We start from the raw sequence: 21664 nt of genomic DNA, 5'->3' as shown, positions 1-21664 counted from the left end.
GTCGGTCAGTCCTCGTATTCGATGCGCACCCTTGCCGCCGCATCGCTCGCGGCTCGCCTCGCTTGGTCGGTCGATCCTCCCGTTGCCAGCGCGACACCCATTCGCCGATACGGCCGGGTGCTCGGCTTGCCGAAAATGCGCACATCCGCCCCCTGGGCCATCGCTTCGGCCAATCCCGAATAGGATATCTTGGCGCTCTCGCGATCGGCAAGGATCACGGCGCTAGCCGCCGGGCGCGCGCGGATCGTCCCGGGTACAGGAAGTCCCATGATCGCGCGGACGTGGAGATCGAATTCGGACAGGTTCTGGCTTACCAGTGTGACCATGCCGGTATCATGCGGTCGCGGCGAAAGTTCCGAGAAGATCACCTCGTCGCTACGATCGTCATTTCGGACGACGAAGAATTCGACGCCGAACAGGCCATAGCCGCCCAGGCTCTCGACCACCTTCTGTGCCATCGACTGGGCATCGGCGATGGCGGCCTCGCTCATCGCAGCCGGTTGCCAGCTTTCGCGATAATCGCCGCGCTCCTGACGATGGCCGATCGGCGGGCAGAAGCTGACCCCGCGCCTGTGTGCGATAGTGAGCAACGTAATTTCGTATTCGAAATCGACGAAGCCTTCGACGATCACCCGTGCCCGGTCGCCGCGCATATTGTCGACCGCATAGCGCCAAGCCTGCTCGAGCCCGTCGGCATCGCGCACCGTGCTTTGCCCCTTGCCGGATGAGGACATCACCGGTTTGATCACGCAGGGGAAACCAGTTTTTTCCGCAGCCGCGCGAACTTCATCGAAACTGGTCGCGTAATCGTAGGTCGAGGTCCGTACGCCCAGTGCCTTGGCGGCAAGATCGCGAATCCCGTCGCGGTTCATGGTCAACTGCGCGGCGCGGGCCGAAGGCACCACATGCACGCCCCTGCTTTCGAGCTCGACCAGCACCTCGGTGCGGATCGCCTCGATCTCGGGCACGACGTGATCGGGCTGATGGTGCTCGATCACTTCGCGCAGCCGCGCCCCGTCGAGCATCGAGAAGACTTCGCGCGCATCGGCCACCTGCATCGCGGGCGCATCGTCATAGCTGTCGCAGGCGATCACATAGGCTCCGAGCCGCTTGGCCGAAATCGCGAATTCGCGTCCCAGCTCCCCCGACCCGAGCAGCAGAATTTTCGTCGTGAAACCCATCTTACCCCTCTCCTAAAACCAGCCCGCGTCCCGGAGCGGTTTCACATTCGCGCGACTGACCGGCGCTTCCAACCCGGTATCGAGCACCAGCCGCAGATTGCGCCCGTCGCGCTTTACATCCTCGACTGCGCCACGCGCGACCCACCAGCTGCGGTGGACCTGCGCGCCGTCGATCCCGTCGAGTTCGGCCACCGCATCGCGCATCCGCATCAGCACGAGTTCGGATCCAAGCGGCGTATGGGCCCGCACATAGTGGTCTTCCATCTCGAGCGCGAGCAATTCGGTACCGAGCGATGCCGGAAGGCGATCGAGGAAACGCGGCGATGGCTCGGGGCTTGTGGCGAGGGGTTCGCTGGGAAGATTGCCTGGCGCGCCCGCATGGCCATCCGACGGAGCGGGTGCCGCTTTCGCGCGCGCGATCAGGTTGAAGACGATCGTCACGCTCGCGCCGATCACGAGAACGTTGAAATAGGCTTCGAACGCCTGCGTGATCGTCGGGGCTTGCGGCGCGTCGGGCAGAAAGCCGATACACCAGATCGCGACCGTCAACGGGATCGTCGCCACCAATGTGACCCCGATCCATGCACCGATCTCGGGCAATTGGAGATCGTTGCTCAGCCAGGCGACCGCCGGCTGCATCGGTCGGTAGATCGCAAAGCCGAGCCAGGCGAACCCGATCCAGCTGACCAGCCGCACTGCCAGCGGCGCGTTGGCACTGCCGAATGGTCCGATCAGCGCGAGCACGATCCCGATCACGGTCATGACCGACAGGTCGACGATCAATGTGCGCACCAATCGTCCGCCCGGTCTTGTCTCCCCCTGTCCCATGGCGAGCGAACCTAGCACCCGTTCACGCTTCGTAAAGTGGCAAACGCGCGGATTTGTGCGCCTTTCGCGAAGCTATGCGCCGTTTCGCGAAGGCTCGCTTGCCTGTCGGCGGGAGCGCGGCAGTCTGGGGCCGAACACCTCGCAGGAGACCCGCCATGAATGCCATCGCCGCCACCATCGCCCAGCCGTTCCGCCGCTCGAACACGCCAGCCAAAGGCAACTTCGATATCAGCGTCGCACAGCGCTATCTGATCGGTGCAGCCTGCTTCACCATGAGCTTTGTCTGCATCCTCGCCATCGGCCGTGCGCTGCTGGGGTTTGCACCCGACCTTCCCCATCTTTCCAAGCTCCCGATCGTGATCCACGTCGCGACCGTGATCCCCGCGATCCCGCTGGGCGGCTATCTGCTGCTGGCACGCAAGGGCACCCCGCGGCACAAGCAATTGGGCAAGCTGTGGCTCGTGCTGATGCTGGTGACGGCGACGTCGGCGATCTTCATCAAGAGCAGCGGCCAGTTCAGCTTCATCCATATCTTCATCCCGCTGACCTTCCATGCCTCGTGGAAAGCGGTGTCCACCGCGCGCAAGGGCGATATCGCCGGACACAAGCGGCAATTGGTGATCACCTATCTGACCGCGCTGATGATCCCCGGCATCTTCGCCTTCGCGTTGCCCGGTCGCCTGATGAACGTGATGCTTTTCGGCTGATTTTTGAACCAGGCAGGTCAGTCGTGCATCTACCTGCAAGCCACGCGATGCTGGCAACGCAGACAATGAAAGAAAATGCTCCAAATCCGCAGTGACGAAAATGCGCGGCTGGCCGCTCTCGCTTCCTACGACATCCTGAACACCGAAGTCGAACTGCCGTTCGATCGGATCGTACGGCTGGTGCGCAAGCTGCTCGACGTGCCGATGGCGACGGTCAGTTTCGTCGACGAGGACCGCCAATGGTTCAAGGCGAAGCGCGGGATCGCGATGCAGAAGGCAGAGCGCAAGGCGGCGATCTGCGGTCACACGATCCGATCGCGCGAACCGCTCGTGGTCGCTGATCTCCGCAAGAACCCGCGCTTCGCCGATTTACCGCACATCCGCGCCAAGCCGCCGATCCTGAGTTATCTCGGCGCTGCTGCATGGCAGAAGAGTAAGGGCGCGCCCGGGTGGCGCAGGCCGCTCAGACGGTTTCCTCTTCCTCCGCGTCCAGCCCATAGGCGGTGTGCAAGACGCGGACGGCGAGTTCGGTCTCGTCCTCGTCGATCATCACCGACACCTTGATCTCGCTGGTCGAGATCGCCTGGATGTTAATCCCGCGTTCGGCGAGGCAGCGGAACATCGTCGCGGCAACGCCCGCATGGCTCTTCATGCCCACGCCCACGATCGAGATCTTGGCGATCCGGCTATCGGTGATGATGCGGTTGAAACCGATGTCGGGACGCTTCGATTCGAGAATCGCCTGCGCGCGCGGCAGATCGCTTTGCGGAACGGTGAAGGTGACGTCGGTCTCGCCTTTATCGCGGCCGACATTCTGGATGATCATGTCGACATTGATCGCCGCCTGGGCAAGCGGCGCGAAGATATGCGCCACCGCGCCCGGCTTGTCGGGCACGCGGGTGAGGATGATCTTGGCTTCGTTCTTGTCGTGCGCGATGCCGGTGACGACTTGCCGTTCCATGCCGGTCCCTTTCCTGATCTCTTCCATCTCGTCTTCGTCCACGATCAACGTGCCGGGCAGATCGTCCGCCGGGGTCGCATCCTCGTCGATGAAGCTCGACAACACCTGCACGCGGACCTGCTTCTTCATGGCCAGTCCGACCGAGCGGGTCTGGAGCACCTTGGCCCCCACGCTCGCGAGTTCGAGCATTTCCTCGTAGGTGACCGCCTTCAGCTTGCGCGCCTTGGCCACGATCCGCGGGTCGGTGGTGTAGACCCCGTCGACATCGGTGTAGATATCGCAGCGATCCGCGCCCAGTGCCGCAGCGATCGCGACCGCGCTGGTATCCGATCCCCCGCGCCCCATGGTGGTGACGCGGCCATCGTCCGAAAGGCCCTGAAAGCCGGGGATCACCGCGATTTCGCCCGCTTCGAGCGAGGCTTCGAGCGCCTCGACGTCGAGCCCGTCGATCTTGGCATTGGCGTGCGTATCGAATGTGCGGATCGGCAATTGCCAGCCGAGCCAGCTGCGAGCCTCGCTACCGAGCGCCTTGAGCGTCAGCGCGAGCAGCCCCGCCGTGACCTGTTCGCCCGAGGCTACGACGACATCGTATTCGGCCGGGTCGAACAGCGGATTCGCCTCGCGGCAGAAATTGACCAGGCGATCGGTCTCGCCCGCCATGGCGGATACGACCACGGCAACCTCGTGCCCCGCGGCCTGCTGGCGGCGGACGATGTTGGCGACCCGGCGCACGCGCTCGGTCCCCGCCATCGAGGTGCCGCCGAATTTCATCACGATACGCGCCAAGAAATCGATCCTCGCTGGTGCCGGTTTCGCTTGGCTGTTACGGAGCGCGCATGAGCGATGCAAGCACGGCAACGATAAGACAGAGCGAAGCCGACCATTTCGGCAAGCTGGCGAGCGAATGGTGGGACCCGAAAGGCTCCTCCGCCATGCTCCACAAGCTAAACCCGGTGCGGCTGCAATTCATCCGCGAAGCGATCGACCTGCATTGGGCCTGCGACCCGCGCGAACCGCGCCCGCTGAAGGGGCGCCACGCGCTCGATATCGGGTGCGGTGCGGGGCTGCTGTGCGAGCCGCTGGCGCGACTCGGCGCCGAAGTGACCGGTGTAGACGCCGCAGAGGAAAACATCGCCGCCGCGCGCGATCATGCCTCCAAGATGGGACTTTCGATCGATTATCGTGCAGGCGAGATCGGCAAGGCCGGGCTTGGCACGTTCGATCTGGTGACCTGCCTCGAAGTGGTCGAACATGTGGCCGACAAGACCGCCTTCCTCGCCCAAGCCGCCGCCTGCCTTGCGCCCGGCAGGCTGATGATCGTCTCGACCCCCAACCGCACCGCGCAATCACGCCTGCTGATGGTCGGCGCCGCCGAAGCGATCGGCGCGATTCCGCGCGGCACACACGATTGGGAAGACTTCGTCACGCCCGAGGAATTGGGCGAATTGCTCGAAACGGTCGGCATGTCGATGGACGAACCGAAAGGCATCGCCTTTGCGCCGTCCAAGGGCTTGCACCTGTCGGACGACCTCTCGCTCAATTACATCGCGACGGCGCGCACAAACCGTTGATCGTCATCCCCGCGAACGCGAGGACCCGGAGCGGCTATCTGACGTGGTCGCCATGGATTCCCGCCTTCTCGGGAATGACGCGTTAGTTTTGCAGCGCTGTTCGGGCCGCGACGGCTTCGGCGACATTGTCGGTGAAGATCGCATCCGCCCCGGCGCGGCGAAGCAACGCCCAAAGCATCGCGAAATTGCCGTCGGCGGTCGGGTCCTCGCCCACGCGTAGCGGCACCGGGAGAAACGCATTCTCCGCCCGTGCGGTCCAGGCATGGACGTCGAGACCCACCGCCTTGGCATTGGCAGCCAGATCGGTCGGCGATCCGTTAGCATTTACAAGCAGCGTCGCCTGCACTCCGATCCCGTCGGCATAGGATGAGACGAGCTCGAGCCCTTCGGGCGCAATGAACTGGGCATAGGTCACGTCCGGACGATCCGCCGGGCCGCCGTCTGCCGCTACCAACTGGATGCGGCGATAATCGGCGCCCATCGCAGGACCGCGAAACTTGACCTGCACCAGCGCGGTCGGCTCGAAGCTCTGGATATAGACCGGGTCCTCGCGGGTGTAGCCCGCCGCCTTCAACGCCGTGAGCAGGCTGTCGACAGTCTTGAAGCCGAGCGCATCGAAATAGCTGCCATGCTTGATCTCGGGATAAAGCCCGACCAGCCGCCCGGTTTCCTTTGCCTTCGCCTTCGCGAGCGCGATGATCTCGACCAACGTGGGGATCTCGAACTGCCCGTCATACTCGGCATTGCCGGGGCGAATGTCGGGCACCCGCTCCTTCGCACGCAGCGTCTTCAATTCGGCGAGCGTGAAATCCTCGGTGAACCAGCCGGTCACCTCCACGCCGTCGATGGTCTTGGTGGTCTTGCGGTCGGCGAATTCGGGATGATCGGCGACGTCGGTCGTGCCCGAGATCTCGTTCTCGTGCCGCGCGACGAGCACGCCGTCCTTGGTCGGCACCAGATCGGGTTCGATGTAATCGGCACCCTGCTCGATCGCGAGTTCATAGGCGGCGAGCGTGTGTTCGGGCCGGTCTCCACTCGCCCCGCGATGGGCGATGATGACTTGCGCCTGGGCCGGAAGAGTGAGCGGCAGTGCGGTGGCGAGCGCCGCGATGGCAAGCGACAGGCGGATCACAGCGCGGCCTCCCATTCCTGCGCGTCGAAGCCGACCAGCACCCCGCCCGCATGCTCGGCCACGGGTCGCTTGATCATCGACGGATTCTCTTCAAGCAGCCGCAGCGCCTTGGCGCGATCGATATCGGCCTTGTCCGCCTCATCCAGCTTGCGGAAAGTCGTGCCGCGCTTGTTGAGCAGCTTTTCCCACCCCACAGCATCGGCCCATGCGGCCAGCTTGTCGGCATCCGCGCCTTCCTTCTTGTAGTCGTGAAACGCGTAGTCGCGTCCTTTCGCCTCAAGCCACTTGCGGGCCTTTTTGACGGTGTCGCAGTTCGGAATGCCGTAGAATTGAATGGTCATGTCGATGCCTAAACATATTGCGCATCCCGGCGGAAGCCGGGACCTGTGAAGCACCTCATACAAATCTCAGCTTTCACTGGGATGACAGTTCACATTGTGCAAAAGCTGGCAGCATGAGCGTCAACACATTCGGCCATCTCCTGCGCGTCACCACCTGGGGCGAGAGCCATGGGCCCGCGATCGGCTGCGTGGTCGACGGATGCCCACCGCAGATTGCACTGAGCGAAAGCGACATCCAGCCCTTCCTCGATGCGCGCCGTCCGGGCCAGTCGCGTCACACCACCCAGCGGCGCGAGCCCGATGAAGTCCGCATCCTGTCGGGCGTGTTCGAAGGCCGCACCACCGGCACGCCGATTTCGCTGATGATCGAGAATGTCGATCAGCGCTCGAAGGACTATTCCGAGATCGCGAACGCCTATCGTCCGGGCCATGCAGACTACACCTACGACGCGAAATACGGCTTCCGCGACTATCGTGGCGGCGGACGCAGCAGCGCGCGCGAAACCGCGATGCGCGTGGCAGCAGGCGCAGTCGCGCGGCTCGTCGTGCCGCAGGTCAGCATCCTCGCCTATGTGGCGGAGATCGGCGGCGACCGGATCGACCCGGCCAATTTCGACGCTGGCCAGATCGCGCAAAACCCGTTCTGGTGCCCCGACGCCGAAGCCGCGAAACGCTGGGAAGCGCTGTTGGACGATGCCCGCAAGGCCGGATCGTCGCTCGGCGCGGTGGTCGAATGCGTCGCGACCGATGTCCCCGCAGGCTGGGGCGCCCCTCTTTATGCCAAGCTCGACGCCGAGCTGGCGGCGGCGATGATGAGCATCAATGCGGTCAAGGGCGTCGAGATCGGCGACGGCTTCCACGCCGCGCGCCTGACTGGTGAGCAGAATGCAGACCCCATGTCACCCGGCGACGACGGCCCGCAATTCGCCGCCAACCATGCAGGCGGGATCGCAGGCGGGATCGCGACGGGTCAGCCGGTCACCTGCCGTGTCGCCTTCAAGCCGACGAGCTCGATCCTCACGCCCGTGGAAAGCATCACCCGCGATGGCGAAGCAACCGAAGTGCGTACCAAGGGCCGCCACGACCCTTGCGTCGGCATTCGCGGCACGCCCGTGGTCGAGGCGATGATGACCTGCGTGCTTGCGGATCAGTTTTTGCTGCACCGCGCCCAATGCGGGTCGGCCTCGACTGATCGCGCATAAGGCACGGGATTCCGCCATTGCGGAACAGTGCAGCGTTCCATCGATTGAATCGATGAAAGCAATCGCAACAACGCATTTCGTTGCAGCGCAGCAATCCCTATCTGGGGTGCTGCGAATACAGTTTCACACCCAATAACAGGAGCAATCAATGGGTATCATCGGATCCGAAATCAAACCGTTCAAGGCGACCGCATTCCAGGCCGGCAAGGACTTCTTCGACGTCACCGACGAGGACGTGAAGGGTAAATGGTCGATCTTCTTCTTCTACCCGGCGGACTTCACCTTCGTGTGCCCGACCGAGCTCGAAGATCTCGGCGAGAAGTACGCCATGCTGCAGGACATGGGCGTCGAAGTCTATGCCGTAAGCACCGACACGCATTTCAGCCACAAGGCCTGGCACGATTCCAGCGAAAAGATCGGCAAGCTCAAGTTCGCCTTCCTCGGCGACCAGCTCCACACGCTGTCGAAGAACTTCAACGTGCTGCGTGAGGAAATGGGCCTTGCCGACCGTGCGACCTTCGTGGTCGATCCCGACGGCGTGATCCAGATCATGGAACAGACCTGCGAAGGCGTGGGCCGCAATGCCAACGAACTGACCCGCAAGATCAAGGCGGCACAGTATGTCCGCAACAATCCCGGTCAGGTCTGCCCGGCGGCATGGGAAGAAGACAGCGAAACGCTGACTCCCTCGCTCGACCTTGTCGGCAAGCTTTAAGCGACAATACCGGAGGCCCGGCACGCGCCGGGCCTCCCCTTTGCCCTTGATGGGGCCGTTACCATAAAAAAGCGATCTCTCTCCCAACGCATCGCGCGAACGATGCGTTTGATGATGGATTTCAGCGCCGCCCCCGAACACCTCCGGGCCGGCTCGCAATGACGAATTTTGGATAAAGGCCTACCCCATGCTCGACCCCCAGATGACCGAACAGCTGAAGCAGTACCTGCAAAACCTGCGCGAGCCGGTGGAGCTTGTCGCATCGCTGGGCGACGACGAGACGTCGGCCAAGACGCGTGAACTGCTCGAAGAGATCGCTGCGCTGCACGACCTTGTCAGCGTCGACTTCGACGGCGACCACGAGCGCAAGCCCAGCTTCATCATTCGCCGCGGCAGCGATGCCGAAAAGTGGGTTCGCTTTGCCGGGCTGCCGATGGGCCACGAGTTTACCTCGCTCGTCCTCGCGCTGCTGTGGGCGGGCGGGCACCCTCCGAAGGTCGAGGAAGACGTGCTGGAGGATATCCGCCGGATCGAAGACGATCTGGAGTTCGAGATGTTCTTCTCGCTCTCGTGCCACAACTGCCCGGATGTAGTTCAGGCGCTCACTCTGATGGCGCTGGAAAACAGCCGCATTACCGCCACGCTGATCGAAGGCGGCGCGTACAAGGACGAGGTCGAGGCACGCGACATCATGGCCGTGCCCGCGACCTTCCTGAACGGCGAAAGCTTCTATAACGGCAAGATCGAACTGCCGCAGATCCTCGAACGGCTCGACACCGGATCGGGCGCGAAGGCGGCGGCCAAGCTCAACGAGCGCGAGCCTTACGAGGTGCTCGTGATCGGTGGCGGGCCGGCCGGGGTTGCGACCTCTGTCTATACCGCGCGCAAGGGTTTCCGCACCGGCATCGCCGCCGAACGCTTCGGCGGGCAGCTGCAGGACACGCTCGGGATCGAGAACCTGCCCGGCACCGCCTATACCGAAGGCCCCAAGCTTTCCGCCGACCTCGACGAGCAGGTGAAGGCGAACGCCATCGACAAGATCGACCTCGTCCAGGCCGAAAAGCTGATCCCGGCCAAGACCGAAGGCGGCATGCACAAGGTCCGCTTCGCCAATGGCGGCGAGCTGACCGCGCGGGCCGTCGTGCTCGCCACCGGCGCGCGCTGGCGCAACCTCGGCGTGCCCGGCGAGCAGGAATACCGCAACAAGGGCGTGGCCTACTGTCCGCATTGCGACGGGCCGCTGTTCAAGGGCAAGCGGATCGCGGTGATCGGCGGCGGCAACTCGGGCGTCGAAGCCGCGATCGACCTTGCCAAGATCGTCGACCATGTGACGCTGGTCGAATTCGACACGCAGCTGCGCGCCGATGCTGTGCTGGTGGACAAGCTCAAGAGCCTCGACAATGTCGAGATCATCACCAGCGGCCAGACGACCGAGATCACCGGCGACGGTGCCCGTGTGAACGGCATGATCGTAAAGGATCGCGAAAGCGGCGACGATCGCGAGATCGAGCTCGCGGGCGTGTTCGTGCAGATCGGCCTCGTTCCCAACACCGAATGGCTGAAGGACTCGGGCCTCGAACTGTCGCAACATGGCGAGATCGTCACCGACAAGCGTGGCGCGACCAGCCTGCCTGGCATCTTTGCCGCAGGCGATGCGACGACCGTGCCCTACAAGCAGATCGTGGTTGCGATGGGCCTCGGCGCGAAAGCCGGCCTAACCGCCTTCGACTACCTCATCCGCACCGAACCGGCAGACGAGATCGCGCAAGCGGCCTGAGCCCCTTTCCCGCAGACATACGAAGACGCGTCGTCGCCCTCGAGCGACGGCGCGTTTTTCGTTCGTTTGCGCGGCCCGGCATATGGTCGGACAAATGCTCGCGCTTCTTATTGATGAAATCGCTCAATGTTATCGGAACGCATTGCTTCTCCGATTAAGCGCAAGGGCGTAGTGTCCTCCCTGTCAAATAGATACGAGGCCTGACGGACATTCGCTGCGCCTCGAAACAGGAGAGACGCCATGGATGCCGAAACAGGTTCGATCACCGGGGGCTGCCCCTTTGCCCACGGAAGCGGAGAGACGAGAGACCTTCTGGGCCGCACCAATCGCGATTGGTGGCCCGACAGCCTCGATCTCTCGATCCTCACCGCTGACGGCCGCAGTGCCGATCCGATGGATCCCGGTTTCGATTATGCCGAGGCATTCAACGCGCTCGATTACAAGGCCCTGAAGCAGGACCTGACCGACCTGATGACCGACAGCCAGCCGTGGTGGCCGGCCGACTACGGTCATTACGGACCGTTCTTCATCCGCATGGCCTGGCATGCCGCTGGTACCTATCGCACCGGCGACGGGCGCGGCGGCGCATCGAGCGGGCAGCAGCGCTTCGCCCCGCTCAACAGCTGGCCCGACAACGGCAATCTCGACAAGGCGCGGCGCCTGCTGTGGCCGATCAAGCAGAAATACGGCAAGCATATCAGCTGGGCCGATCTCTTCATCCTGACGGGCAATGTCGCGATCGAATCGATGGGCGGCCCGACCTTCGGCTATGGCGGCGGGCGCAAGGACGTCTATGAGCCCGAGACCGTCTATTGGGGCACCGAGGCCGAGTGGGTCGACACCGGGGCGCAGACCCGGATCGACGAGGAAGGCCGCGCGCTGGAAAGCCCGCTGGCGGCGATCCAGATGGGTCTCATCTACGTCAATCCCGAAGGACCGGGCGGGAATCCGCACGATGCCGAAGGCATGGCGCGCGACATGCGCGAAACCTTCGCCCGCATGGCGATGAACGACGAGGAAACCGTCGCACTCACCGCTGGCGGACACGCCTTCGGCAAATGCCACGGCGCGCAGCCCTCCGACACCTTTGGCAGCGGGCCCGAGGGCGAAAGCATGCAGCATCTCGGCTTCGGTTGGCTGACCGATCCGGAGGAAATCGAGAAGGGCCACATCACCACGTCGGGCATCGAAGGCGCATGGACGCCGAACCCGACCCAGTGGGGCAACGACTATTTCCGCCTGCTGTTCAAATACGAATACGAGCTGACCGAGTCGCCCGCCGGGGCCAAGCAGTGGACGCCGGTCAATCCGGAGGAAGCCGACATGGCTCCTGATGCGCGCGATCCGTCGAAGAAAGTCCCGACGATTATGACCACCGCCGACATGGCGCTGAAGCGCGATCCGGAATATCGCAAGATTTCGGAGCGCTTCCTCAACGATCAGGCCGCACTCGACGATGCTTTCGCCCGCGCCTGGTTCAAGCTGTGCCATCGCGACATGGGGCCGAAGGTCCGGTATATGGGCCCCGAAGTGCCCGAAGAGACCCTGATCTGGCAGGATCCGGTTCCCGCCGGAACGCAGGCCTCGGACGATGCGGTGTCCTACTTCAAGGCAAAGGTGCTCGACAGCGATCTGACCGTCGCCGAGCTGGTCAAGGCGGCGTGGGCTTCGGCCTCGACCTATCGCAATTCGGATCATCGCGGCGGTGCCAACGGCGCGCGCATCCGCCTTGCTCCGCAAAAGGACTGGGCGGTCAACGATCCCGAAGAGTTGGCGAAGGTCCTCTCCACGCTGGACGGGTTGCGCGGCAATCTGTCGATGGCCGACGCGATCGTGCTCGCAGGCGCGGCCGCGATCGAGAAGGCGGCCAAGGATGGCGGCCACGATGTCAGCGTGAAGGTCACCACCGGTCGCGGCGATGCGGGTGAAGAGCATACCGATGCCGAGAGCTTCGAACCGCTCGAACCCTTCGCCGACGCGTTTCGTAATTACCTGAAGACCAAGGCCGACGTGAAGACCGAGGACATGATGGTGGACCGCGCGCACCTGCTCGGCCTCAGCATTCCGGAAATGACCGCGCTGATCGGCGGGATGCGCGCGCTGGGAGCGGTGAGCACCCATGCCAAGCATGGCAATTCGATCGGTGTGCTGACCGACCGGCCGGGCACGCTGTCGAACGACTTCTTCGTCAACCTGCTCGAAATGGGCACGGTATGGGATGTGGTCGATGAAAGCGGCGACGAGGAATTCGTCGGCCGGTGCCGGATCCATGGCGACGAAAAATGGCGCGCAACCCGCACCGATCTCGTCTTCGGATCGAATTCGCAGCTCCGTGCGATTGCCGAATCTTACGCCGAAACCGGCGGCGAAGAGCGGATGGTGCGCGATTTCGTCCGCGCCTGGACCAAGGTGATGGACGCCGACCGCTTCGACCTGCGCTGCGCCAAGTATCACTGAGCCGACGAGGCCCAAACCACCTGAAAACGCAAGACCCCCGGCAGCGATGCTCGGGGGTCTTTTGCGTGGGCGGATCGATCCCGATGATAGTGAACGGAAATCCCGATAGATCTGCAGGAACGGAAAATGCTCTCCGGGGGTAGGTCCCAGGCAAAGCCAGTGAAAGGGATCGCAATGACCGACCGCAAAGTACCCCCCACCACCACCGATGCCGGAATTCGCGTCCAGAGCGACGAACATTCGCTGACCGTCAGCCCCGACGGCCCCATCGTGCTCAACGATCACTACCTGATCGAGCAGATGGCCAACTTCAATCGCGAGCGCATCCCCGAACGCCAGCCGCACGCCAAGGGTTCGGGCGCGTTCGGCACTTGGAAGACCACGGCGGACGTATCGAAATACACCAAGGCGAAGATCTTCCAGCCGGGTGCCGAGTGTGAAACCGCGATGCGCTTCTCCACCGTGGCGGGCGAGCGTGGCAGCCCCGATACGTGGCGCGATCCGCGCGGGTTTTCGGTCAAGTTCTATTCCGAGGATGGCAATTTCGACATGGTCGGCAACAACACGCCGATCTTCTTCATCCGCGATCCGCTGAAATTCCAGCACTTCATCCGCAGCCAGAAGCGTCGCGCCGACAACGGCCTGCGCGATCACGACATGATGTGGGATTTCTGGACCCTCAGCCCCGAAAGCGCGCACCAGGTCACCTACCTGATGGGCGATCGCGGCGTGCCGAAAAACTGGCGCGAGATGAACGGTTACAGCTCGCACACCTACATGCTGATCAACGCGGACGGCGAGAAGTTCTGGGTCAAGTTCCACTTCCACACCGACGTCGGCGACAAGAGCGGCAATGCCCATCTGACGCAGGACGAGGCGGTGAAGACCGCGGGCGAGGATAGCGATTATCACCGCCGCGACCTGTTCGACGCGATTGCCGAGGGCAATTTCCCGAGCTGGACGCTTAAATGGCAGATCATGCCGTTCGAGGATGCCAAGACCTACCGCATCAACCCTTTCGACCTGACCAAGACCTGGCCGCACGAGGATTATCCGCTGATCGAGGTCGGCACGCTGACGCTCAACGAAAACCCGGTCGACTGGGATACGCAGATCGAGCAGCTGGCGTTCGAGCCGAACAACATGGTGCCGGGCATCGGCCTCAGCCCCGACAAGATGCTGCTGGCGCGCGGCTTCTCTTATTCGGATGCGCACCGCGCGCGTCTGGGCGTCAATTACAAGCAGATCCCGGTCAACGCGCCGAAGAATGCCAAGGAGGTCAATTCCTACTCGCGCGCCGGACATATGCGCACGCAGAACGCAGTCGACCCGGTCTATGCACCCAATTCCTACGGTGGCCCCGCTGCGCAGCCGCAGGTTGGCGGCGAAGCGACCTGGTATTCGGACGGCGATATGGTCCGCGAAGCCTACACTCTGCGCGAGGACGATGACGACTGGACCCAGCCGGGCATCCTTGTTCGCGAGGTGATGGACGACGAACAGCGCGACCGCTTCGTTTCCAACGTCGCGGGTCACCTTGCCGACGGTGTGAGCGAGAAGGTGCTCGTCCGTGCGTTCGACTACTGGAAGAACGTCGACAAGAAGATCGGCGAGCGGATCGAAAAGAAGGTTCGCGACATGATCGGGGGCAAATCCGACGCACCGGGAATGGCCAGCGCGGAATCGATCAAGGAGCGGATGGGCAAGAAATAAGCACCACTGCATATTGTCGATGGGCAGACAGAAAATCGCCCATCGACATGTGTGCCAGCGCTGCTATTGCGAGCCTCTCGCAAAAAGGAATTTAGATATGCGTACTCTTACACTCCTCGCTCCCCTCGCCGCCAGTGCCCTTGCGCTCGCCGCTTGTTCCGAAGCGCCCGATGCGACGGCCGACCAAACCGTGGCCGCCGACGATACGGCTGCCGATGCCGATGCGATCGAGCCCGTGGACAGCCAGTCGACCGTTCTCGACGCCAGTGCCGCCACCGAGAGCGAACTTGCCGCCGTCGATGGCATCTCGCCCGAGCTCGCCGCCGCGATCGTCGCCGGTCAGCCGTACGACAATGTTGTCGATTTCAACGCCAAGCTGAAAGAAACGCTGAGCGACGACCAGGCCAAGGCCGTGCTCGAGAAGGTCTTCGTACCGATCAATCTCAACACCGCCAGCGAAGAGGAAATCCGCCTCGTCCCCGGCATGACCGACAAGATGGTCCACGAGTTCGAAGAATACCGCCCCTATGCGGACCTGACCGTGTTCGATCGCGAAATCGGCAAGTATGTCGACGAAGCCGAAGTCGCGCGCTTCCGCCAGTACGTTACGCTCTGAGCGTCCTCCGCTGACGCCATTGTATGGCGACCCTGACGATCTCGATCACCGCCAATATCGCGATGTTGATATAGGCGGTGGTCGGATCGAATGCCGACGATGCCCAGTGGACAAACACCAGCACCGCTGCGGGATAGACCAGCCGGTGCAACCGCTTCCATGACCGCTTGAACCGCCGCATCGAAGCATCGTTCGATGTGATCGCCAACGGCAGGAACAATGCGAGGGCGGCCCACCCCGCGAGAATGTAGGGCGTCGAAACCTCGTCCCAGATGATCGCCGGATCGGCCTTGCGCCACAGGTAAACGACCGTGTGAAAGGCGGCGTATCCGAAACTCGCCACCCCCAGATCCCTGCGCCGCCGCATCAGCCATTGCGTTACGGGACTGCGACGCAGCAACAACCGGATCGGGGTCACCGCGAGCGTCACCATCAGCAGCCACGCGGCCCAGTCTCCGCTGTCGCCGATAATATGGCCGTAGCCGTAAAGCTCGGGCGTCGCCCACCAACGCCAAATCATCGATGCGCCCGGCAGGGCGAGCACCAGCCACAGAAATAGACGCGAGCGCAGCAGCGCCATCAGCGGCTCCGCTTCAGCACGATGTAGAGCGCACCCTCGCCTCCATGGCGGCGATGCGCCTTGCGAATCGCGGCGATATCGGAAGCGTGCCTGCCGACCGCGAGCCAATCGAGGATCTCGGCGCGGATCGCTCCGCGACGCTCGGCCCGATCGGCAGCCTCGACCGGCCGCGGTTTGCCGGTCACGACCAGCACCAGCCGCGCGCCCATAGACTTGGCTTGCGACAGCCCGTCATTGAGGCGGGTCCACGCGGCATCAAGATTGTGGCCATGCAGGTCTAGCGTGAAATCGGGCGCGATTGCTGCGCGCGACAGCTTACGCTCCCACGAATTGTCGAGCCCACGTGGACTGTCGAGCGGTCGCAATGGCGGTGGTGGCGGAGGCGGAGGCGGCGGCACGACTTGTAGCGCGCGCTCCTTCGGCTTGCCGATGGATTTGATCGCCTTGGCCGGAGCCTTGCTAGGGGCATCGGCGAGCAGCTTCGGTCGCGCACGACCAGCCAGCGGCACCACGCTTTCGGCCAGCTTGGCCCAGGCTGCAGCCTCGGTATCGCTCAGGCCGCGCGGGGCCCTCACCGAATGCCGAGCGAATCGAGTGTACCGCGCGGCAGCAGGAGATAGGCCTGCCCGCGCCCGCTCATGCCCCCGGCAATCTGCGCTGCGCGCTCGCCATTGCCCCAGAACGTATCGAACCGGTTCGGTCCCTTGATCGCGCCGCCAGTATCCTGCGCAATCCACAGGCCATCGGCGACGTCGCGATCGAGATCGAGCCACACCGGTGCGCCCAGCGGCATCGCTTCGGGATCGGCGGCGACGGTGTTGCCCGCCGTCACTTCGACGCCCAGCGCGCCCTTGGGGCCGGTGGTGAGTTCGGTGAAGAAGATCCAGCTCTTATTGAGCCGCATGATCTCGCGCCCTTGGTCGGGATGGTCCCGGAGAAACTGCACGATGCCCTGCATCGAGGTTGCATAACCGGTGTCGCCGCCGATCAGCCCGCGATCGGCCAGTACGCGCCCGATGCCGACATATTCGCGCCCGTTCTGCCCGGCATAGCCGATCCGCATGATCCGGCCCTGCGGGTCGACCAGCATCCCGGAGCCCTGGATCTGGAGAAAGAAGAACTCGATCGGATCCTTGACCCAGGCGATCTCGAGCCCGCGCCCCGCCAGCGCGCCGCCTTCGATCTGGCCGCGTTCGTAATATAGGTGGTATTCACCGTTCGCGTCGATGCGGCCGAGCGGCGGACGCCCGGTGCGTTCGCTTTGCGGCATGTCCTTGGGCCAGCTGCGCACCAGATCGTCGGGCATGGCGTAAACCGGGGTGTCGTAGCCCGGCAGCGGCGTGCGAGAGCCCGCGATCGACGGCTCGAAATATCCGGTCGCAAAGGCCCGCCCGTCGCGCAATTGCGCGGTTTCGAAATGCTGGATGAAAAAGCGGCCCGCATCGGCATTGGGCCAGGTCGCGGCGAGATCGCAGACCCTCTGCCACGACCGCGGATCGATCAGGCCCGACTTATCCTCGCGCCGCAGCAATTGCGGGCAGGATGCGCGGAACGCCATCAGCGCACCTTGCGCATCCTCTTGCGTGAAAGGCAGGGAAGAAACGGCCGGACCGCGAGATACCTGCGCGGTCGTATCGGGACCCGGAGCACTGGCGGGACCGGGGATGACTTGACCGCAGGCGGCCAGCAGCGCGAGCGCTCCGACCAAACCAATACGGCGGCACGCATTCGCGAGCATGATGCGATCAGCCCTGGTCGGTTTCGTCGAGCATCCAGTCCGGATCGCTCGACGTGACGTCGCGGCTGAACGTCCACAGATCGACGCTTTCGACCGCATCGTCGAGCGAACCGGCGATCATGTTGCCATCCTTGTCGTGCGTGACGGCAGCGATATCGGAGACGAAGCGAACGGTAATGCGCGCCAGCGGGGCCATGAAATCGGCGGCGACGACATTGGCTTCCTCGATCCGGATAAGCTTGTTGTCGAGCGTTTCGCCCGCTTCTTCGCGCGCATCGAGAGCGGCGGCGAAGCTGGCGTAGACATCGTCATCGCACAATTCGCGCAATTCCTCGCGATCGCCGCGCCAGAACGCTTCGAGCACCATCGCATAGGCGCCTTTGGCGCCGGCGACGAAGCCGATCGGATCGAACCGCGGATCAGCTTGGGAAATCGCTCGCAGTCCGCTTTCGACCTGCGGAGGGAATGCGGCAAGTTCGCGCGCCTGCTCGGGCGACAGTGCGGGCTGCTGGCTCGAACGCACGGTGCGCGCCGGTGCGATAGCGGGGCCCTTCTTGCGATCCTGCGCCGAATCGAAATGCGACGGCGGCGGGGCCATCGGCTCTTCCTCATGCTCGGCTCGGTCGCCCAGCACGGAATAGAGGCGCAGTCCCAGAAAGGCCGCAATCATGGCGAGAATGATGATCGAAACAGTCACAAGTTACTCGTTAGCCAGTCCTACCCGCTCGTTGCAAGCGGGGCGTTACCATACCATCTAGGTAGCGCGGTCTGTCCTAACAACGTCTGACCGGGAAAAAGGAGCCGGACCGGGGCGCGTTCATGACAAGTTGCCCCGCCTTGCCCTCGGTGCTAACCGCGCGGCTCGCGTCGCGGTGGCGATCCCATACCGTTTTCCGCCGCACCCAACCGATTATCTGACCAGAAAGTAGCGCTCCATGGCCGACGAAGAAGGCGTACTCACCGATCTCGACAATAATGATGCGATGCCCAAGGGCCCGACCCCGAACGGCGAAGACACGCAGCCGCAGGTCGGCTTCCTGTCGCAGTACATCAAGGATCTCTCGGTCGAGAATCCCAACGCGCCGAAGAGCTACCAGCTGTCCGATCAGCCCGCGATCGACGTGCAGTTCAACATCGCGGCCGAGAAGGTCAGCGACGATGTGACCGAAGTCAGCCTCAAGGCCGTGCTCACCGCGAAGGCCGGCGAGACCACGCTCTACATCATCGACCTGACCTATGCAGGCCTGATCGGCATCCGCAACCTGTCGGAAGACCAGGCGCATGCTTTCACCTTCGCCGAAGCCCCGCGGATCCTGTTCCCGTTCGTGCGCCGCGTGGTGGCCGATGCGGTGCGCGATGCCGGCTATCCGCCGATGATGCTCGAACCGATCGATTTTAACGCGCTCTACGTCCAGCAGATGCAGCAGCGCCAGGCCGAAGCCGGCGCGGGCGAAGGTGGCGACACCCCGCCGACGCCGCAGTTCTGATCGCGAGCGGACGGGGGCGCTAGATGAGCCTCCTCAAGAATGTCGGGACGATCGGCGGACTGACCATGGTCAGCCGCATCGCCGGGATGGCGCGCGAGATGATCTTCTCGCGCGTCCTCGGCGCCAATGCCGTCACCGATGCCTGGTTCCAGGCCTTCATCATCCCGAACGTGTTCCGGCGGCTGTTCGCCGAAGGCGCGTTCTCGGCTGCGTTCGTGCCGATGTTCTCGAAGCGCCTCCACGGCGATGGCGGGATCGAGGATGCCCGCAGTTTCTCCGACGATGTCCTGAGCGTCTTCCTGCCGGTGTTGATAGCGCTCTGCGCGATCATGATGCTGGCGATGCCGCTGGTGATCTCCGTGCTGGGAGACGGCGATGCGGCCCCGGCCAGATTCGCGATGGAAGTCGATTTCGCGCGGATCATGTTCCCCTACATCGCGCTGGTGAGCCTGGTGACGCTGTTCACCGGCATGCTCAATTCAGTCAGCCGCTTCGCGCCCGGGGCAAGCTTCCCGATCCTGCTCAACGTGATCCTCATTCTCGCGCTCCTGTTCGGCGATTACGCGATGACCGAGTGGGGGTGGACCGTCCGACAGGTCGGCTACAGCCAAGCCTGGGCCGTCACGGTCGGCGGGGTGATCCAACTGGCATGGCTCTATTACTGGACGCGGGTAGAAGGGTTTCGCCCGAAGCTCCTGTGGCCGCGTATCACGCCCGAGGTAAAGCGCCTCTCGATCATCGCCCTGCCTGCCGCAATCGGCGGCGGCGCCTACCAGATCAATACGCTGGTGCAGCTCTACTTCCTCAACCAGCTCGAAAGCGGGTCGATCAGCTACATGAACTACGCCGACCGGCTGAACCAGCTGCCGCTGGGTATCATCGGTATCGCGTTGTCGACCGCGATCCTGCCGACCTTGAGCAAATTCGTCGGTGCGAAGAATCGCGAGGGCACCGATCGCATCCAGTCCGATGCGATCGAGATTGCAATGCTGCTGACAATCCCGGCCGCCGTCGCGCTGGCAATTTGTGCCGTGCCGTTCGTCACCATGATTTTCCAAGGCGGGCGCTTCAGCCTCGAGCAGGCCGAACTGACCGGTCAGGTGCTCGGCGCGCTCGTGCTGGGCCTGCCAGCCTACGTGCTGGTAAAGGTGCTGGTCCCGAACTTCTACGCCCGGTCGGACACGCGCACGCCGGTTTATGCAGCCTTCATCTCGCTGGCGGTATTCGTGCTGATGAACATCATGCTGGTCGACGACTTCGGCGTCATTGGCGTCGCCTTCGCCAGCGTGGTCGGCGCCTGGATCAACGTGGCCTACCTCTATATCGTATTGGTCAAACGCGACTATTACACGATCCCGCTGAAGCTCGTCGGGCGGATCTTGCGACAGCTGGTCGCGGCAGCGGCGATGGGCGCGGCCTTGTGGTTCGCCCGCGATTTGCTAACCGACTGGTTCGCTGCGGGCCTGTTCGCGCGGCTATTCGCCTTGGCCGTGCTCGTCCTGTGTTCCGCCATCGTCTATTTCGGCGTGGCCTTCGCCGTCGGTGCCGTCGACCGGCAGCGCATCGCCGCGCTCACCACCAAGAAAGCTCCCTGATCCATGCGCGTCGTTTCCGGCATCCAGCCCACCGGCAACCTTCACCTAGGCAATTATCTTGGTGCGATTCGCAACTGGGTGGCGATGCAGGATGCGATGGGAGACGGTGAGGAATGCCTGTTCTTCCTCGCCGATCTGCACGCCCTCTCGATGCCGCACGATCCGGCCGAGCTGAAGCGCGCGACGCTGGAAATGGCAGCCGCGCTGGTGGCGTGCGGGATCGATCCAGAACGCTCGATCCTGTTCAACCAAGCGCAAGTGCCCGCGCACCCCGAGATGCAGTGGCTGCTCAACGGGACCGCCCGGATGGGCTGGCTGAACCGGATGACGCAGTTCAAGGACAAGAGCGGCAAGAACCGCGAAGGCGCAAGTGCGGCGCTGTTCACCTATCCGGTGCTGCAGGCCGCCGATGTGCTCCTGTACCAGGCGACCCACGTTCCGGTGGGCGAGGACCAGAAGCAGCATCTGGAGCTGGCGCGCGACATCGCGACCAAGTTCAACCACGATTTTGCATCGGAAGACGCGCCCGTCTTCACCCTGCCCGAACCGATCCAGCCGCCCGCGGCGGCGCGGATCATGAGCCTGCGTGACGGCGGGAAGAAGATGAGCAAATCCGACCCTTCCGACATGAGCCGGGTCGAACTGGTCGACGATGCCGATACGATCATGAAGAAGATCAAAAAGGCCAAGACCGATCCCGAACCTCTGCCAAGCGAGGCCGAGGGACTCGAGGATCGCGCCGAGGCGCTGAACCTGGTGACGATCTACGCTGCCATGGCAGACAAATCTGTCGATGAGGTGCTAAGCGAATATGGCGGCCAGGGATTCGGGCAGTTCAAACTCGCGCTGGGCGAGTTGCTGATCGAGACGCTGGGACCGATCAATGCCCGCTTCCGCGAGCTCTCGGGCGATCGCGAGTCGCTCGATACGATCCTCGCGAAGGGTGCGGAGAAAGCCCGAAGCCACGCTGCCCCCACGCTCGAAGCGACCTATCGCGCGCTCGGCCTTGTGCGCTGATTTCCCATTGCAATTGCATCATTTGATGCAATTCGCATTCAATTCC

The 21664-nt window shown here is 63.4% G+C and carries 21 protein-coding genes; 12 read left to right on the top strand and 9 right to left on the bottom strand.

Translation table 11 applies throughout. From position 1 onward, the window contains the following. Positions 1 to 5: 5 nt before the first annotated feature. Together purT and GRI68_RS01225 are read right to left on the bottom strand one after the other, a co-directional pair. Positions 6 to 1181, bottom strand: a complete 1176-nt coding sequence (purT, locus tag GRI68_RS01230) for a formate-dependent phosphoribosylglycinamide formyltransferase (protein ID WP_160615330.1) — start codon at positions 1179 to 1181, stop codon at positions 6 to 8. 12 nt (positions 1182 to 1193) lie between these two features. Then, positions 1194 to 1973 (bottom strand): LytTR family DNA-binding domain-containing protein, encoded by a 780-nt coding sequence (locus GRI68_RS01225; protein WP_325063734.1) that lies wholly within the window; start codon positions 1971 to 1973, stop codon positions 1194 to 1196. Positions 1974 to 2164: 191 nt separating this feature from the next. Here GRI68_RS01225 and GRI68_RS01220 point away from each other — a divergent pair, with 191 nt between their 5' ends. Both GRI68_RS01220 and GRI68_RS13985 read left to right on the top strand, forming a co-directional pair. Continuing rightward, complete coding sequence (locus GRI68_RS01220) at positions 2165 to 2716, top strand: DUF2306 domain-containing protein (RefSeq protein WP_160615328.1); 552 nt, start codon at positions 2165 to 2167, stop codon at positions 2714 to 2716. A gap of 75 nt (positions 2717 to 2791) precedes the next feature. Continuing rightward, positions 2792 to 3280: a GAF domain-containing protein gene (locus tag GRI68_RS13985; protein ID WP_160615327.1), complete on the top strand. Its 489-nt coding sequence runs from the start codon at positions 2792 to 2794 to the stop codon at positions 3278 to 3280. Here GRI68_RS13985 and GRI68_RS01210 read toward each other — a convergent pair. Further along, the gene (locus GRI68_RS01210; RefSeq protein ID WP_160615326.1) at positions 3180 to 4463 is read right to left on the bottom strand and encodes an aspartate kinase; all 1284 of its coding nucleotides are present in this window, start codon (positions 4461 to 4463) and stop codon (positions 3180 to 3182) included. The genes GRI68_RS13985 and GRI68_RS01210 overlap by 101 nt on opposite strands. 50 nt (positions 4464 to 4513) lie before the next feature. On the opposite strand from GRI68_RS01210, the gene ubiG reads away from it, so the two are divergent. Beyond that, on the top strand, positions 4514 to 5248 hold the full coding sequence (gene ubiG / locus GRI68_RS01205; protein WP_160615325.1) for a bifunctional 2-polyprenyl-6-hydroxyphenol methylase/3-demethylubiquinol 3-O-methyltransferase UbiG: 735 nt from the start codon (positions 4514 to 4516) through the stop codon (positions 5246 to 5248). An 82-nt stretch (positions 5249 to 5330) separates the two neighbouring features. Here ubiG and GRI68_RS01200 read toward each other — a convergent pair whose 3' ends face one another. Together GRI68_RS01200 and GRI68_RS01195 are read right to left on the bottom strand one after the other, a co-directional pair. Next, a complete protein-coding gene (locus GRI68_RS01200; RefSeq protein WP_325063733.1) occupies positions 5331 to 6380 on the bottom strand; it encodes a glycerophosphodiester phosphodiesterase family protein in 1050 nt (349 codons plus the stop codon). Continuing rightward, positions 6377 to 6721 (bottom strand): ArsC family reductase, encoded by a 345-nt coding sequence (locus tag GRI68_RS01195; RefSeq protein ID WP_160615323.1) that lies wholly within the window; start codon positions 6719 to 6721, stop codon positions 6377 to 6379. Before GRI68_RS01195 ends, GRI68_RS01200 begins: the two co-directional genes overlap by 4 nt. Before the next feature lie 113 nt (positions 6722 to 6834). Between GRI68_RS01195 and aroC the strand changes: the two genes are divergently transcribed. The 6 genes from aroC to GRI68_RS01165 all read left to right on the top strand — a co-directional run bounded on the left by aroC (position 6835) and on the right by GRI68_RS01165 (position 15201). After that, positions 6835 to 7923, top strand: coding sequence for a chorismate synthase (aroC, locus tag GRI68_RS01190; protein ID WP_160615322.1), 1089 nt, complete (start codon positions 6835 to 6837; stop codon positions 7921 to 7923). A 148-nt stretch (positions 7924 to 8071) separates the two neighbouring features. Further along, positions 8072 to 8638 (top strand): alkyl hydroperoxide reductase subunit C, encoded by a 567-nt coding sequence (gene ahpC, locus GRI68_RS01185; RefSeq protein WP_160615321.1) that lies wholly within the window; start codon positions 8072 to 8074, stop codon positions 8636 to 8638. 187 nt (positions 8639 to 8825) lie between these two features. Then, positions 8826 to 10415, top strand: coding sequence for an alkyl hydroperoxide reductase subunit F (ahpF, locus tag GRI68_RS01180; protein WP_160615320.1), 1590 nt, complete (start codon positions 8826 to 8828; stop codon positions 10413 to 10415). Positions 10416 to 10655: 240 nt separating this feature from the next. Continuing rightward, complete coding sequence (katG, locus tag GRI68_RS01175; RefSeq protein WP_160615319.1) at positions 10656 to 12872, top strand: catalase/peroxidase HPI; 2217 nt, start codon at positions 10656 to 10658, stop codon at positions 12870 to 12872. A gap of 174 nt (positions 12873 to 13046) precedes the next feature. Further along, the gene (locus GRI68_RS01170) at positions 13047 to 14585 is read left to right on the top strand and encodes a catalase (protein WP_160615318.1); all 1539 of its coding nucleotides are present in this window, start codon (positions 13047 to 13049) and stop codon (positions 14583 to 14585) included. A gap of 97 nt (positions 14586 to 14682) precedes the next feature. Then, a complete protein-coding gene (locus tag GRI68_RS01165; RefSeq protein WP_160615317.1) occupies positions 14683 to 15201 on the top strand; it encodes a hypothetical protein in 519 nt (172 codons plus the stop codon). On the opposite strand, the gene GRI68_RS01160 is transcribed toward GRI68_RS01165, so the two are convergent. The 4 genes from GRI68_RS01160 to GRI68_RS01145 all read right to left on the bottom strand — a co-directional run bounded on the left by GRI68_RS01160 (position 15191) and on the right by GRI68_RS01145 (position 18216). Beyond that, complete coding sequence (locus GRI68_RS01160) at positions 15191 to 15781, bottom strand: protein-methionine-sulfoxide reductase heme-binding subunit MsrQ (RefSeq protein ID WP_160615316.1); 591 nt, start codon at positions 15779 to 15781, stop codon at positions 15191 to 15193. The two genes, GRI68_RS01165 and GRI68_RS01160, sit on opposite strands and share 11 nt — an antisense overlap. Beyond that, positions 15781 to 16356, bottom strand: a complete 576-nt coding sequence (locus GRI68_RS01155; protein ID WP_160615315.1) for a Smr/MutS family protein — start codon at positions 16354 to 16356, stop codon at positions 15781 to 15783. The genes GRI68_RS01160 and GRI68_RS01155 overlap by 1 nt, the downstream gene beginning before the upstream one ends. Next, positions 16353 to 17339, bottom strand: coding sequence for a murein transglycosylase A (gene mltA, locus GRI68_RS01150; RefSeq protein ID WP_325063732.1), 987 nt, complete (start codon positions 17337 to 17339; stop codon positions 16353 to 16355). The genes GRI68_RS01155 and mltA overlap by 4 nt, the downstream gene beginning before the upstream one ends. Positions 17340 to 17526: 187 nt before the next feature. Then, a complete protein-coding gene (locus GRI68_RS01145; protein ID WP_160615313.1) occupies positions 17527 to 18216 on the bottom strand; it encodes a Tim44/TimA family putative adaptor protein in 690 nt (229 codons plus the stop codon). Positions 18217 to 18454: 238 nt separating this feature from the next. Here GRI68_RS01145 and secB point away from each other — a divergent pair, with 238 nt between their 5' ends. Genes secB through trpS form a run of 3 tightly spaced genes read left to right on the top strand, consistent with a single transcriptional unit; the run spans position 18455 to position 21618 of the window. Further along, a complete protein-coding gene (secB, locus tag GRI68_RS01140) occupies positions 18455 to 19006 on the top strand; it encodes a protein-export chaperone SecB (protein ID WP_160615312.1) in 552 nt (183 codons plus the stop codon). A gap of 23 nt (positions 19007 to 19029) precedes the next feature. Then, on the top strand, positions 19030 to 20601 hold the full coding sequence (gene murJ, locus GRI68_RS01135) for a murein biosynthesis integral membrane protein MurJ (protein WP_160615311.1): 1572 nt from the start codon (positions 19030 to 19032) through the stop codon (positions 20599 to 20601). Positions 20602 to 20604: 3 nt separating this feature from the next. Beyond that, positions 20605 to 21618 (top strand): tryptophan--tRNA ligase, encoded by a 1014-nt coding sequence (gene trpS / locus GRI68_RS01130; protein ID WP_160615310.1) that lies wholly within the window; start codon positions 20605 to 20607, stop codon positions 21616 to 21618. Positions 21619 to 21664 lie beyond the last annotated feature (46 nt).

Origin of the sequence: Alteriqipengyuania halimionae (genome assembly GCF_009827575.1) — a bacterium.
GTDB classification, from domain to species: domain Bacteria; phylum Pseudomonadota; class Alphaproteobacteria; order Sphingomonadales; family Sphingomonadaceae; genus Alteriqipengyuania_A; species Alteriqipengyuania_A halimionae.
The sequence above is the reverse complement of the archived record's forward strand: the minus strand, read 5'-3'. Positions and strand labels throughout refer to the sequence as shown.

What these genes read in the sequence shown, in the direction of transcription:
- GRI68_RS01160 (WP_160615316.1), bottom strand. Translation starts at nt 15,781, where the DNA reads ATGGCGCTGCTGCGCTCGCGTCTATTTCTGTGGCTGGTGCTCGCCCTG.
- GRI68_RS01165 (WP_160615317.1), top strand. Translation starts at nt 14,683, where the DNA reads ATGCGTACTCTTACACTCCTCGCTCCCCTCGCCGCCAGTGCCCTTGCG.
- katG (WP_160615319.1), top strand. Translation starts at nt 10,656, where the DNA reads ATGGATGCCGAAACAGGTTCGATCACCGGGGGCTGCCCCTTTGCCCAC.
- GRI68_RS01220 (WP_160615328.1), top strand. Translation starts at nt 2,165, where the DNA reads ATGAATGCCATCGCCGCCACCATCGCCCAGCCGTTCCGCCGCTCGAAC.
- ubiG (WP_160615325.1), top strand. Translation starts at nt 4,514, where the DNA reads ATGAGCGATGCAAGCACGGCAACGATAAGACAGAGCGAAGCCGACCAT.
- murJ (WP_160615311.1), top strand. Translation starts at nt 19,030, where the DNA reads ATGAGCCTCCTCAAGAATGTCGGGACGATCGGCGGACTGACCATGGTC.
- GRI68_RS13985 (WP_160615327.1), top strand. Translation starts at nt 2,792, where the DNA reads ATGCTCCAAATCCGCAGTGACGAAAATGCGCGGCTGGCCGCTCTCGCT.
- aroC (WP_160615322.1), top strand. Translation starts at nt 6,835, where the DNA reads ATGAGCGTCAACACATTCGGCCATCTCCTGCGCGTCACCACCTGGGGC.
- mltA (WP_325063732.1), bottom strand. Translation starts at nt 17,339, where the DNA reads ATGGCGTTCCGCGCATCCTGCCCGCAATTGCTGCGGCGCGAGGATAAG.
- trpS (WP_160615310.1), top strand. Translation starts at nt 20,605, where the DNA reads ATGCGCGTCGTTTCCGGCATCCAGCCCACCGGCAACCTTCACCTAGGC.
- ahpF (WP_160615320.1), top strand. Translation starts at nt 8,826, where the DNA reads ATGCTCGACCCCCAGATGACCGAACAGCTGAAGCAGTACCTGCAAAAC.
- GRI68_RS01170 (WP_160615318.1), top strand. Translation starts at nt 13,047, where the DNA reads ATGACCGACCGCAAAGTACCCCCCACCACCACCGATGCCGGAATTCGC.
- GRI68_RS01195 (WP_160615323.1), bottom strand. Translation starts at nt 6,721, where the DNA reads ATGACCATTCAATTCTACGGCATTCCGAACTGCGACACCGTCAAAAAG.
- secB (WP_160615312.1), top strand. Translation starts at nt 18,455, where the DNA reads ATGGCCGACGAAGAAGGCGTACTCACCGATCTCGACAATAATGATGCG.
- ahpC (WP_160615321.1), top strand. Translation starts at nt 8,072, where the DNA reads ATGGGTATCATCGGATCCGAAATCAAACCGTTCAAGGCGACCGCATTC.
- purT (WP_160615330.1), bottom strand. Translation starts at nt 1,181, where the DNA reads ATGGGTTTCACGACGAAAATTCTGCTGCTCGGGTCGGGGGAGCTGGGA.